This is a genomic window from Devosia sp. MC532, assembly GCF_016461625.1.
In the GTDB taxonomy this organism is placed as follows: domain Bacteria; phylum Pseudomonadota; class Alphaproteobacteria; order Rhizobiales; family Devosiaceae; genus Devosia.
This window is the reverse complement of sequence record NZ_JAEMNZ010000009.1, coordinates 113,037-124,921: the sequence shown is the minus strand read 5'-3', so window position 1 is coordinate 124,921 and position 11,885 is coordinate 113,037. Positions and strand designations below refer to the sequence as shown.

The window sequence follows — 11,885 nt, the reverse complement described above, 5'->3', positions numbered from 1 at the left end:
CGGCCTCTTGCTCAAATGTCCCCTCCCCGCACCCGCCACTAATCCCCGCACGGGAAACTTCCCGCATCATCTCAGCATCCACGCCCGTGCGCGCTTCTCGCCCCCCAAAAATTTGCCTCCCACCTTTGATGGTGCAAAGTTTTTCGCCCTGGCGTCACGACCTCGCGCGCCAAAAGGCCACGCCCCGGCCCACGCTCGCGCCCAAAAGTGCCAGCGTCATGCCCAAGATGAGCCAATCCGCGCCCATAAAAAAATCGGGGCCAAAGCCCCGATAATTTTGATGATCACAATGCCGTGAGCTTTGCGTCCAATTAGGACTGCATCTGGGTCAGAACCATCGACAGATCGCCCATGCTGGTCCCCACGATTACGCGATAGGGAATAAAGTACCCGCTTTCCGCCAGCGGCGCATACCAGATGATGATGCGCGAGCTGTCAGCCAAATAGCTCGTCATTTCCGAGCTGGTGAAATGGCCGGACACAGGCTGATATTCCAGTGAGCAAGCCACCAGCGGCCCCTGATAGCCAGTGCGTGGCGAGGTCGCTTCATCCTGCTTGAGATAGCCGGTCTTGATGTTGAAACGCTCAACCCCGGTAAAAATGGGGAGCGTCTGGTTGCACAAGGATTGATCGAGCGCCGTGCCCTTGAGCACGAACGACGACAGAAAGTCTTGCACACCAGTGAGATGGCGGCGCTCTACAGCAACGCGATCATAGCTATCGAGCACAGGTGGCTCGACAGTGAAGGCCGTTACATTGCGATTGGCATAGTCCACATTGACATTAAACCGCTCGCCATTGGCGCGGGTCTCTAGCTGGAAATTATCGCTCAGCAGACGCTGCCCATTGGACGGACCACGCGACTGAGCTGTCGCCGTACCGCTGGCTACAACGGAGCCAAGCCCTGTCACATTTGCCGCCAGGTCGAGGTCATAGCGCGCGCCATCGTCCTTGAGTTTAACGTCGAGCAAGGCCACATTGATCCCGCCAACGGTAATCACATAATTGGCTTTGGCTTCGACGGGCGCTGCGGAAATTGGCAGTGCCGTCATAGGGATAAGGGCAGCCAGCAGGGCAAAGGCAGGACGGATCATGGGTTTCTCGGCCACACTAACCCGCCGGAAAAGCTGCCGGACGGGACGAATCAGGGATATCACCCAACCTGCCGTTCCGATGAGTCCTAAGCAAGGCGCTCACGACGCTTTACCCCGGCCTCGCCTTGACGCAGCCAGACTCTTTGTCTAAAGACCGCGCTATATCTCTTCACAAACGAGGCCCGTTGCAGGCAAGCCTGCCACGAAGGACCTTTACACAAACAGGATATTGAATATGGCACGTCGCTGCGAACTCACCGGTAAGGGCGTTATGGTTGGCAACAGCGTTTCGCACGCTCTCAACCGCACCCGTCGTCGTTTCCTCCCGAACCTGGTCAACGTGACCCTGCTTTCCGACGCGCTGAGCCGCCCGGTTAAGCTGCGCATTTCTGCTGCAGCTCTCCGTACCGTTGAGCACCGCGGTGGTCTCGATGCCTTCCTGCTCAAGCAGGCTGACGCTGACCTCTCCCCACTCGCTCTGGGCATCAAGAAGGAAATCCGCGCCACTCTCGCTGGCTAAGCGGTTTCTGTTCTGACAAGTTTTGACCGCGTGGGGCTCAACCAGTTCCGCGCGGTTTTTTATTCCGCCTCGGCCGATTGCCGATCAGTGGATCACATAAGGATAGTCTGATGCTGTCTCGCTTTTTGGTGGCTATTGCCGCCATGGTGGCCTGTGTGGCCGCCTCGAATATTCTCGTCCAGTTTCCGGTAAACGCCTCTATTGGCAATGTAAACTTGGGTGACCTCCTCACATGGGGTGCCTTCACCTACCCAATTGCCTTCCTCGTTACCGATCTGTCCAACCGCGCCTTTGGCCCCGAAAAAACCCGGCTCGTCGTGGTCGCCGGCTTCTGCGTTGCGGTTGTTCTCTCCATCTGGCTCGCGACCCCGCGCATCGCCATCGCCTCGGGCTCGGCCTTCCTCGTCGCTCAATTGCTCGACGTCTCGATCTTCCACCGCCTACGCAATAGCGCTTGGTGGAAAGCACCTGTTTTCTCATCGCTTTTCAGCTCGGCGCTCGACACGATCATCTTCTTTTCCCTTGCTATGGCCCCCGCCTTTGCCGGGATTGATGCCTTATTCGGGTTGGAAGATTCCTCGCTCGCCTTCCCGGCTCCTCTCCTCGGTGTCGGTTCCGAGGTCGAGCTTTGGCAGTCGCTGGCTTTGGGCGACTTCCTCGTCAAGCTATTGATGGTTGTACTGCTCCTCGCCCCCTACAAGGCGATCCGCGATCTCGTCCTGCGCCGCATGCCGGCCGCTGCCTAACGCGCGCTAATCTCTTGTAAAAATGCTTCTGCCGGGGATCATTCCGGCAGAGCAAATTCCAACAGCAGCGTGCGCTGCCAATCGTTGAAATTATTGTCCGAGCCGATGACAATTCGGGTTTCCCCATTGGGGGCCTGATGGACGAGCAAGCTCTCCATATTGTCGATCTCGCCGCCCTGCGCCGAGAGCAACACCTCGCCCCCCATCAGATTTCCGGCCTGCACATCCTCCGCTTTCACACGCGTTAAGCGCATGACAAAGCTGATCAATTGCACACCCCGCTCAAGCACCAGCAAATCGCCATTGGGCAGGAATTTGCAATCGGTTGGGTTCACGACTGGCGAGTTGACATAGCTCACATCACCCTTGTCGCGATTGCCCAAAATGGTGCCACGGTGATTACCGTCGCCGTCGAGAACATCTTCCATCAGCAACAGGGTCGAGCCCCCAATCGGGGAGGCTGGAGGAGCCACACAGATGGCCTCCAGCGACCGATTGGTTCGTGCTTGGCTGACCCACTCAGGAACGGCCACTTCCCGTGCGGCCCCGCCCGGACGGCCATCGGTGATGGCAAAATCAGCGACCCGCGTCAGGTTCTCAAAGCCCACCCGAACGGCCGATGGCACACCATCGCGCCAGACCGTGTCGACGCCTTCGGCATCGCGCGCAAACTGGCGCGGCAGCACCTCGCCTTTGGAGTTGCGCATGGGCTCTATGCTCACGCCAATAAAGCCAAAAAGACGATTGCTTTGGTCGTAAGCCAGCTGACCAGAAACGAAATTGCCCCGGTCTGAGACGAAGGCAACGCGCTGGTTCGCGCCCGTCAGCGTCAGCCCCGATAGGCCGCCAAAAGTGTCGTCTTGGCTTTGCAGCGTTACCCCGCCGCGAAAGATCAGCCCATCAACCCTCTGGTCAATTTCTACCCCTTTGAACCGCAACACCGGCGCTGCCGAAACCGTCACATCCACTGCGTTGACCGGCATGGTCAAAGCAAGGATAACAGCAGCAGCGCCTAGGCTTCGGATCATCGGCGTGTCCGTCTCCGCGCTTGGGCGGGGAGCTCTTCATCAAACAGCGAGGCCAATTCGTCAGTCAGCGCGCCTGCCAGCTCTTCAGCATCGAGCAGGGTGACCGCCCGGCGATAGTAACGGGTCACATCGTGACCGATCCCCACCGCTACCAGCTGAATTGGCGAGCGTGTTTCAATATCTTCAATCACTTGGCGCAAATGCGCTTCGAGGTAATTGCCAGCGTTGACCGACTGGGTGGAGTCATCGACCGGCGCACCGTCCGAGATCACCATCAGAATGCGACGCTGTTCAGGGCGCGCCATCAGGCGCTTGCGGGCCCATTCCAGCGCTTCGCCGTCGATATTTTCCTTGAGCAGGCCTTCGCGCATCATCAGGCCAAGGTTGCGGCGTGCGTGACGCCACGGCTCATCGGCCGCCTTGTAGATAATGTGGCGGATGTCGTTGACGCGACCCGGGTTCTGCGGACGATTAGCCTCAAGCCAAGCCTCACGGCTCTTGCCGCCCTTCCAGGCGCGGGTGGTGAAACCAAGGATTTCAACCTTGACGCCGCAACGCTCCAGCGTCCGCGCTAAGATATCACCACAGATCGCCGCAATGGTAATCGGGCGACCGCGCATCGAGCCAGAATTGTCGATGAGCAGCGTCACGACCGTATCGCGGAAGTCGGTGTCGTTTTCGACCTTAAAGCTCAGCGCCTGCATCGGGTCGGTGACAACACGGGTCAGGCGCGCGCTATCAAGCAGGCCTTCTTCAAGGTCAAATTGCCATGAGCGGTTCTGCTTGGCCATGAGGCGACGCTGGAGCTTGTTGGCGAGGCGCGCAACGGCACCAGCAAGGTTCTCAAGCTGCTTGTCGAGCAGCGCCCGTAGCTGATCAAGTTCATCAGGCGGGCACAGTTCCGCCGCCTTGACGATCTCGTCATACTTGGTCGTAAACACCTTATAATTGAAGGTGTTGGAGAGCTTGGTGTCAGCGTCCTTAGCGGGCGGCGGCATCGGCGCGTCTTCGCCCGACTCCGCTTCGGCGTCTTCGTCCACGTCAGCCATATCGGCTTCCATGCCTTCAACGTCGCCGGTCTCTTCGCTTTCCCCGCTCTGCTGATCCTGATCGGAATTCTGCTCTTCGTTTTCCCCTTCGCCGTCTTCTGGCGATTGGTCAGAACCCTGCGCCTGCTCGGGCTGGTTCTCGTCGGCATTATCCTCGTCGTTTTCCGAAGGATCGTCCAGCTCGCCTTCGGCCAGTAGGTTGAGATCGCGCAGCACCGAGCGCGCAGCTTTCGAGAAGGCGTCTTGGTCTTCGTAGGTGTTCAGCAGCGCCTCAATAGAGGTGCCGGCCTTGGCTTCGATCTCGCCGCGCCAGAGATCAACCAGCGCATGGCCTGACGGCGGCACAGGCACACCAGCAAGCTTTTCACGCAGCATCAGGCCAAGGGCCTCCGCGAGCGGCGCATCGCTTTGCTCGGACACTTCTGCAAAATTGGCACGGAACAGGCGGTCTTCCAACATTTCGTGGATGTTGTGACCCATCCCCTCCATGCGGATACAGCCAAGAGATTCAACGCGAGCTTGTTCAAGCGCATCAAAAGCGGCGCGGGCCTGCGGGTCCATGGGAACGCGCTTGCGGTGCGTTTCGGGGTTGTGGCTGGCCAGACGCATCGCCATGGCGTCGCCCTGCCCACGGGCAATAGCAATGTCGCGCTTGCTCGGCAGTCGCGGCAGATTGGCAATCCGCGCCTTATCCGAAGTCAGAAGGGGACGGTCAGCGGTGAAGGTGACTTCCAGCTCAGCAGTGCCAGCAATGGCGCGCACAGTCGCGCCCATGGCGCTTTTGAACACCTGCGTGTGGTCTGGCTTATTGGCTTTGCTGCGAGGAGGAGTTGCCATGGTTTCATCCGGTGTGCGGACGCCGACGCACCGTTCTATTCCGGCGTCATTCCTGCCAGTGGGCAAGAACCTCGTTCCATGACCTTTTTAGAACACCGCTCTTGAGGAGAACCCCAAGAGCGGTGTTTCAAAAATTAGGCCGACACTGCCAGATTGGCAGAGCTTTCCGGCAGATCTTCGCCGAAGACGCGCTGATAGAACTCCGCCACAACCGGGCGTTCAAGCTCATCGCACTTGTTGAGGAAGGTGAGACGGAAGGCAAAGCCAACATCGCCACCAAAGATCTGCGCGTTCTCAGCCCAGGTGATCACGCCACGCGGGCTCATCACGGTCGAGATATCGCCATTGATGAAACCGGAACGGGTCAAATCGGCCAGACGAACCATGTTCGACACGGTCTTCTTGCCCTTTTCAGTTTCGGCATAGACCTTGTTCTTGGCCAGAACGATGCCGACTTCCTTGTCGTGTGGCAGGTAGTTCAGCGTAGTGACGATCGACCAACGGTCCATCTGACCTTGGTTGATTTGCTGCGTGCCGTGATAAAGGCCCGACGTATCACCCAGACCAATGGTATTGGTGGTCGAGAACAGACGGAACGCAGGGTGCGGAACGATAACGCGGTTCTGGTCGAGTAGGGTCAAACGACCCGATTGTTCCAGAACGCGCTGGATCACGAACATCACGTCCGGACGACCAGCATCATATTCGTCGAACACCAGAGCCACATTGTTCTGCACCGCCCACGGCAAAATACCGTCGCGGAATTCGGTGATCTGCTTGCCGTCCTTGAGCACAATCGCGTCCTTACCGACGAGATCGATACGCGACACGTGGCTGTCGAGGTTAACGCGCACCAGCGGCCAATTCAGACGCGCTGCAACCTGCTCAACGTGGGTCGACTTACCCGTGCCGTGATAGCCCTGCACCATCACGCGGCGGTTGTAGGCAAAGCCTGCAAGGATCGCCAGAGTGGTGTTGCGGTCGAACAGATAATCGGGATCGAGCGGCGGCACATGATCGGTGCGCTCTTTATAGCCCATGACCTTCATATCGGTGTCGATACCGAAGAGTTCCCGCGCGCTGTATTCAGTGTCGGGCAGGTTGGCAAATTCAGTCATGGTCTGGGCTCGTCGATTATCTGAACTGGCAAATTAGGCACAGCGTCTATAGCAGCTTCGTCTCTAGGCGGGTAGGTGTTCGATCACCCCTATTTCCCCCTAGACTTAGCGCACCACGAGACCTGATTTCTTGAGTTGAGAATAGGCTGCAATAACCGCACGAAGACGTTCTTCAGACGAAGAGTCGCCGCCGTTAACGTCCGGGTGGTGCAGCTTTACAAGGTTCTTGTAGGCGGTCTTAATCTCGTCAGAACTTGCACGGGCGGCAAAGCCCATGGTTTCCAGCGCACGACGATCAAGCTCGCTCAGCGGCTTAACGCGTTCCGAGGCTGGCTTCTTGCTCTGCTGATAGCGGTAGCGGGCGAAGACACCAAACGGATCGCCATATTTGTCGCCTGGGCGGCCCGGCATCTGTGTGCTCGCAGCGCGTGCAGCCCCCGGATTGCCGGTGGCAAAGGTCGAACGGCTTTCCGCCTTGGGCGGCGTATGCAGCGCTTCGTCGAGCTCTTCCGGGCTCATACCAGCAAAATAGTTGAACGCCTTGTTGTAGTGACGGACGTGTTCGAGACAGAAGGTATGGTACTGACCTTCAGAGCGCGGGCCCTTAGGAGCCTTATATTCGCCGGCCTCTTGGCAGCCTTCCCAATCACACGTGATCTCGATCGCGGCAGGCTTATCATCCTGACGCTTACTAATGCGGATACTATCGAAGAGCTTAGATTGCGGTTTCATTGCACTCATTTGTTGCATCGGAGCGGTTGAAAAGCGGTTTCCCTCTTTCAACCCGATGCTCTAGTTACGTCTTCAAACCAAAGCGGAGCCGACCCAATGTCCATGGTGGACACCATTCGAGCCAAGCTCACAGAACAATTCGACCCCACCCATCTTGAGGTCATCGATGAATCTCACCACCACGCGGGCCACGCCGGCTGGCGCGAAGGCGGTGAAACTCATTTTCGTGTCAGAATCGCGACCCGCAATTTTGACGGGATGACACGGATTGCGCAACACCGCGCTGTTATGGGAGCACTTAACGATGAGTTGAAGACGCAAATCCATGCGCTCAACATCCAAGTGCTGAAATCCGAGTGACGCCTAAGCGCGCATCTCGTTGAGATAATCTCTGACCACCGTGGGGTCGACATTCTTTTCGATGAAAGAGCGTCCGATCCCGCGGGTCAGAATGAATGTCAGAGCACCCCGGCTCACTTTTTTGTCCTGCGCGATGGCGGCCATCAACGTCTCGGTCGAACCGAGAGTTCCGGGAATATCTGCCAATGTGGTGGGCAAGCCGACGGCCTTCAAGTGCGCCTCTACCCGGGTTTTGTCCTGCCCCGGCGCCAAGCCGAGCTTGGTCGAAAACCCATGAGCCAAGACCATGCCGATGGCAACGCCTTCGCCATGCAGCAGCCGATCAGAATAGCCCGTGTCTTTTTCCAACGCATGGCCAAAGGTGTGCCCAAGATTGAGCAAGGCGCGCACGCCGATTTCTTTTTCGTCTTCGATGACGACCCGCGCCTTATGCGCACAGCACCGCGCAATGGCTTCGCCACGGGCGACGCCGCCATTGAAAATCTCCACCCGGTTGGCGTCCAACCAGTCGAAGAATTCAGGGTCATCGATGAGGCCGTATTTGACCACTTCGGCATAACCCGCCGCGAACTGGCGCGCATCAAGCGTATCGAGTGTCGAGAGATCAGCGAGTACAAGCTTTGGCTGATGGAAAGCGCCGACAAGGTTTTTGCCGTGCGGGGAGTTGATCCCGGTCTTACCGCCCACCGAAGAATCGACCTGCGCCAGAAGCGATGTCGGCATCTGGATGAAATCCATGCCGCGACGGGTGATCGAGGCCGCAAAGCCTGCCAGATCACCAATCACGCCGCCACCGAGCGCAATGACGAGGTCGCCGCGCTCGAGCTTGGCCGACAGCAATCCCTCGACCACATCTTCGAGCACCGCATAGCACTTGCTGGCTTCCCCAGCAGGAACAACCACTGTGCTGTACGACAAGCCCGCGTCTTCTAGGCTTTTGACGAGACGCGGCAGCTGCGCCCGCGCTACGTTTTCATCGGTGACGATGCCATAGCGACGCCCCGGAAATTTTTCCGCCAGAATCGCACCAGCATCATCCAGAAGGCCCGGCCCGATGAGGATGTCATAGGCGCGCTCGCCCAGCGCGACATGCACGGTGTGGTCGATTTGAGCCATTATTTCTTTGTCCTGAGGTAGTCGAGAACCGCCGACACAATGTCTGTCGCAACAGTTTCTTGCGGCACATCACGGCTCATCACCGTCACATCTGCCGCTTCATAAATCGGGTAGCGCTCAGCAATGAGCTTCTCAAGCGTTCCTCTTGGGTCCTGCGTCTGCAAGAGCGGACGATTGGAGCGGCGCGAGACGCGCTCAAACAACACATCCGCATCAGCCTTGAGCCAGACAGAAAGACCTTCGTCCTTGATCGCGGCGCGTGTTTCTGGCTGCACAAAAGCACCGCCACCGGTCGCAAGGATAATGTCTTTTTCTTTGAGAAGACGCGAGATAACGCGCAGCTCTCCAGCACGAAATTCGACTTCGCCCCTTTGAGCAAAAATCTCGGGAATGGTCATTTGCGCCGCGCGTTCGATCTCTTCGTCGCTATCTACAAAGAGGCGCCCCATGCGATTGGCCAAGCGCCGCCCAACGGTCGTTTTGCCCGCGCCCATCATGCCCACGAGCACAATCGGCTTGCCCCCAAGTCTGTTCACCAGGGCCTTCGCCCGGCCTTGCTTCGCACCGCCGCCGTCGCCGTTTTTCACCTGAGGCCCTCTGCATTCACTCTCGCTTTCAACCGATCAGCGCGCAAGCTGTCAAGCGAAGCCTTGGACCAGTTGATTAAACAGCGTGAAATCGGTCAGATTGACCACAGAAACACATCAGCAGATTTTGCGCACTCATCAGGCCGGGCGCGCGGCGCGAAGGACCAAAATGCCTACACTATTCCGGATGCTCATCACGCTGATTTTCCTTGGCGGCTTGGTCTATGCTGGCATGTTCGCCCTCATCAGCTTTGTCGAGCCAACCCCGAAAGAGGTTAGCCAGCGCGTGCCGACGCGTGACCTTCTCGGGCCAACCGGCGCAGGCACAAACGGCGGCACGGGCGCAGGGTCGATGCTGCCGCAGCCCAATGTTACCAGCCAGCCAGCTGCCCAATGAGTGGGACCCATCTCGTCGGCGCTTTTCTTGAAATGATGAGCGCCGAACGCGGCGCGGCGGCCAATACACTCGATGCCTACCGCCGCGATCTCAATGACTATGCCGATTTCGTTGCCGACCGCAGCGAGACCCTACTCACCTGCACGCGCGACAGTGTGACGGCCTATCTCGATTGGCTGCATGCCACGGGCCTGTCAGCTTCCTCCGCCGCGCGCCGCCTCTCGGCCATTCGCCAGTTCCACAAATTCCTCTGCGCCGACAATCTGCGCGGCGATAATCCTACACGCATTGTCGCCTCTCCGCGCACGGCGCGCGCCTTACCCAAAGTGCTCTCTGTGGAAGAAGTGGATAAACTGCTCTCGCTCGCCGAAGAGGAAGCAAACGCCTCCCAGGAGCCGGCAAAACAGCTCAATGCCCAGCGCCTTTATGTGCTGCTCGAACTGCTTTATGCCACCGGCCTGCGCGTTTCTGAGCTGGTCAGTCTGCGCCGCGCAGCTGTTCTGCGCGAAGCCGCCTACATCACCGTCGTGGGCAAAGGCAAAAAAGAGCGCGTTGTTCCTATGAACGACCGTGCACGAGATGCTGTGCGCTCTTGGCTTACGCAACTGCCGCCCGGTCCTTGGCTTTTTCCCGCCAAAGGTGAGGATGGCTATTTGGCCCGTCAGGTCTTTGGCCGCGATTTAAAGGCGCTGGCGGCCCGGTCCGGCATTTCCGCAAACCGAGTCGCACCCCACGTTTTGCGCCACGCCTTTGCCAGCCATCTGCTCGCCGGTGGGGCAGATTTGCGCATTGTCCAAACGCTGCTTGGCCACGCCGATATTTCGACAACCCAGATTTACACCCACGTTCTGGACGAAAAACTGCGCGATCTGGTCGAAACGCATCACCCTTTGGCCAACTCGTGATGCTCCATCCTCACGAAATTGGAACCAATTCTCTCGCTAAGCTTGACTCTGCGTTGCGTCGCCGCCACTTTCCGGCCACTTTAAGGCGCAACAGCAGCGCAGGCGCTTTTGCGTTTAAACAATGACCCCTACGGGCGGTGGGATGCAGTCTTATCTCGATTTCGAAAAGCCAGTCGCCGATCTGGAAGCAAAGATCGCTGAACTCAAATCCTTGGCGCAGACCGATCAGGCTGTCTCCATTGATGAGGAAGTGACGCGACTCTCCCAACGCGCCGACGAAGCGCTGGTGGAGATTTATCGCAAGCTCACCCCTTGGCAGAAGACACAGGTCGCGCGTCACCCGCAGCGTCCGCATTTTTCTGACTATGTGCGCACCCTCATTACCGAATGGACCCCGCTCGCCGGCGACCGCAAGTTCGGTGAAGACGCAGCTTTGCAAGCAGGCTTCGGCCGTTTCAACGGTGTTCCCGTGGCCATCCTTGGCCAGGAAAAGGGCAACTCCACCGAGACTCGCCTCAAGCACAATTTTGGCATGGCCAATCCGGAAGGCTATCGTAAAGCCGTTCGCATCATGGACATGGCCGATCGGTTCTCGCTTCCGGTTCTGTCCTTCGTTGACACGGCAGGCGCCTATCCTGGCATCGGCGCTGAAGAGCGCGGTCAGGCAGAAGCTATTGCCCGTTCGACCGAAAAGGGCCTTGAGCTGGGCGTTCCAAACCTTGCCATCATCATCGGCGAAGGTGGTTCAGGTGGCGCTATCGCCATTGCCACGGCCAACCGCGTGCTGATGCTCGAAAACGCTATCTACTCGGTCATCTCGCCAGAAGCGGGTGCATCGATTCTGTTCCGCGACGCAGCCCGCGCGCAGGACATGGCAACCGCACAGAAGATCACCGCACAGGACCTTCTGGGCTTTGGCGTCATCGACGGGATTATCACCGAGCCCACTGGCGGCGCCCATCGCCACCATCCGGCGATCATGGAATCGACCCGCCGCGCTATTGCGACCTTCCTCAAGGATTTCGATGGCAAGTCGCGCCTTGAAACCCGCGAACACCGCCGCGAGAAATTCCTCGCCATTGGGACCAACCTCTAAGGTCTGGCACCCATCACGAACTAAAAACGCCTCGGATTTCCGGGGCGTTTTTTTGTGTCTGCCCCCTCCTACACAGTCTCGTGAGCCCAAAGCGAAGAGCGGAGAATGCGCGCCTTGATAAGGCTTCGTTCACCGCGACAAGTCATAATGCGCTAACCTTGTGCGCTGTCTCCGGCGCTTCTAACTAGAGCTGACAATTGTCCACCTTCTTCAACCGTCTTGGCGCTTTCGTTGTCTTGTCGCTTGTGACTTTAGCGCTGGCGGCGTGCTCAAGCTTTGTCAAAGGTGGCGATAATCGCC

General features: G+C 58.3%; 12 protein-coding genes and 1 pseudogene. 6 read left to right on the top strand and 7 right to left on the bottom strand.

Annotated elements, in window-relative coordinates; translation table 11 throughout:
• Positions 1-311 precede the first annotated feature (311 nt).
• Positions 312-1,094 carry a DUF3108 domain-containing protein gene (locus tag JHC09_RS12540; RefSeq protein WP_199532187.1) on the bottom strand — a complete coding sequence of 261 codons (783 nt, stop codon included), beginning with the start codon at positions 1,092-1,094 and terminating at the stop codon, positions 312-314.
• Between the two features lie 235 nt (positions 1,095-1,329).
• Here JHC09_RS12540 and rpmB point away from each other — a divergent pair, with 235 nt between their 5' ends.
• Entirely contained in the window at positions 1,330-1,614 is a 285-nt protein-coding gene (rpmB, locus tag JHC09_RS12535) for a 50S ribosomal protein L28 (RefSeq protein WP_169195495.1), read from the top strand.
• Between the two features lie 110 nt (positions 1,615-1,724).
• Positions 1,725-2,360 carry a queuosine precursor transporter gene (locus tag JHC09_RS12530; protein ID WP_199532186.1) on the top strand — a complete coding sequence of 212 codons (636 nt, stop codon included), beginning with the start codon at positions 1,725-1,727 and terminating at the stop codon, positions 2,358-2,360.
• Positions 2,361-2,398: 38 nt separating this feature from the next.
• On the opposite strand, the gene JHC09_RS12525 is transcribed toward JHC09_RS12530, so the two are convergent.
• The 4 genes from JHC09_RS12525 to JHC09_RS12510 form a co-directional block, all read right to left on the bottom strand.
• Positions 2,399-3,388: an esterase-like activity of phytase family protein gene (locus tag JHC09_RS12525; protein WP_199532185.1), complete on the bottom strand. Its 990-nt coding sequence runs from the start codon at positions 3,386-3,388 to the stop codon at positions 2,399-2,401.
• Positions 3,385-5,274 (bottom strand): cobaltochelatase subunit CobT, encoded by a 1,890-nt coding sequence (gene cobT / locus JHC09_RS12520; protein ID WP_169195498.1) that lies wholly within the window; start codon positions 5,272-5,274, stop codon positions 3,385-3,387. Before cobT ends, JHC09_RS12525 begins: the two co-directional genes overlap by 4 nt.
• A 134-nt stretch (positions 5,275-5,408) precedes the next feature.
• Positions 5,409-6,392, bottom strand: coding sequence for a cobaltochelatase subunit CobS (gene cobS / locus JHC09_RS12515; RefSeq protein ID WP_169195499.1), 984 nt, complete (start codon positions 6,390-6,392; stop codon positions 5,409-5,411).
• Positions 6,393-6,497: 105 nt separating this feature from the next.
• A complete protein-coding gene (locus tag JHC09_RS12510; RefSeq protein WP_169195500.1) occupies positions 6,498-7,124 on the bottom strand; it encodes a DnaJ domain-containing protein in 627 nt (208 codons plus the stop codon).
• 96 nt (positions 7,125-7,220) lie between these two features.
• Here JHC09_RS12510 and JHC09_RS12505 point away from each other — a divergent pair, with 96 nt between their 5' ends.
• The gene (locus tag JHC09_RS12505) at positions 7,221-7,484 is read left to right on the top strand and encodes a BolA family protein (RefSeq protein WP_169195501.1); all 264 of its coding nucleotides are present in this window, start codon (positions 7,221-7,223) and stop codon (positions 7,482-7,484) included.
• A 3-nt stretch (positions 7,485-7,487) separates the two neighbouring features.
• Here JHC09_RS12505 and aroB read toward each other — a convergent pair whose 3' ends face one another.
• Together aroB and JHC09_RS12495 are read right to left on the bottom strand one after the other, a co-directional pair.
• Positions 7,488-8,600: a 3-dehydroquinate synthase gene (gene aroB / locus JHC09_RS12500; RefSeq protein WP_199532184.1), complete on the bottom strand. Its 1,113-nt coding sequence runs from the start codon at positions 8,598-8,600 to the stop codon at positions 7,488-7,490.
• Entirely contained in the window at positions 8,600-9,187 is a 588-nt protein-coding gene (locus tag JHC09_RS12495; protein ID WP_169195503.1) for a shikimate kinase, read from the bottom strand. The genes aroB and JHC09_RS12495 overlap by 1 nt, the downstream gene beginning before the upstream one ends.
• A 169-nt stretch (positions 9,188-9,356) precedes the next feature.
• On the opposite strand from JHC09_RS12495, the pseudogene JHC09_RS12490 reads away from it, so the two are divergent.
• From JHC09_RS12490 to JHC09_RS12480, 3 genes and pseudogenes are all read left to right on the top strand, one after another.
• Positions 9,357-9,479 (top strand): annotated as a pseudogene (locus JHC09_RS12490) (histidine kinase); the annotation flags it as partial.
• Between the two features lie 101 nt (positions 9,480-9,580).
• The gene (locus JHC09_RS12485) at positions 9,581-10,489 is read left to right on the top strand and encodes a site-specific tyrosine recombinase XerD (RefSeq protein WP_169195504.1); all 909 of its coding nucleotides are present in this window, start codon (positions 9,581-9,583) and stop codon (positions 10,487-10,489) included.
• A 142-nt stretch (positions 10,490-10,631) separates the two neighbouring features.
• Complete coding sequence (locus JHC09_RS12480) at positions 10,632-11,585, top strand: acetyl-CoA carboxylase carboxyltransferase subunit alpha (RefSeq protein WP_199532223.1); 954 nt, start codon at positions 10,632-10,634, stop codon at positions 11,583-11,585.
• Positions 11,586-11,885 lie beyond the last annotated feature (300 nt).

What these genes read in the sequence shown, in the direction of transcription:
- JHC09_RS12540 (WP_199532187.1), bottom strand. Translation starts at nt 1,094, where the DNA reads ATGATCCGTCCTGCCTTTGCCCTGCTGGCTGCCCTTATCCCTATGACG.
- rpmB (WP_169195495.1), top strand. Translation starts at nt 1,330, where the DNA reads ATGGCACGTCGCTGCGAACTCACCGGTAAGGGCGTTATGGTTGGCAAC.
- JHC09_RS12530 (WP_199532186.1), top strand. Translation starts at nt 1,725, where the DNA reads ATGCTGTCTCGCTTTTTGGTGGCTATTGCCGCCATGGTGGCCTGTGTG.
- JHC09_RS12525 (WP_199532185.1), bottom strand. Translation starts at nt 3,388, where the DNA reads ATGATCCGAAGCCTAGGCGCTGCTGCTGTTATCCTTGCTTTGACCATG.
- cobT (WP_169195498.1), bottom strand. Translation starts at nt 5,274, where the DNA reads ATGGCAACTCCTCCTCGCAGCAAAGCCAATAAGCCAGACCACACGCAG.
- cobS (WP_169195499.1), bottom strand. Translation starts at nt 6,392, where the DNA reads ATGACTGAATTTGCCAACCTGCCCGACACTGAATACAGCGCGCGGGAA.
- JHC09_RS12510 (WP_169195500.1), bottom strand. Translation starts at nt 7,124, where the DNA reads ATGAAACCGCAATCTAAGCTCTTCGATAGTATCCGCATTAGTAAGCGT.
- JHC09_RS12505 (WP_169195501.1), top strand. Translation starts at nt 7,221, where the DNA reads ATGTCCATGGTGGACACCATTCGAGCCAAGCTCACAGAACAATTCGAC.
- aroB (WP_199532184.1), bottom strand. Translation starts at nt 8,600, where the DNA reads ATGGCTCAAATCGACCACACCGTGCATGTCGCGCTGGGCGAGCGCGCC.
- JHC09_RS12485 (WP_169195504.1), top strand. Translation starts at nt 9,581, where the DNA reads ATGAGTGGGACCCATCTCGTCGGCGCTTTTCTTGAAATGATGAGCGCC.
- JHC09_RS12480 (WP_199532223.1), top strand. Translation starts at nt 10,632, where the DNA reads ATGCAGTCTTATCTCGATTTCGAAAAGCCAGTCGCCGATCTGGAAGCA.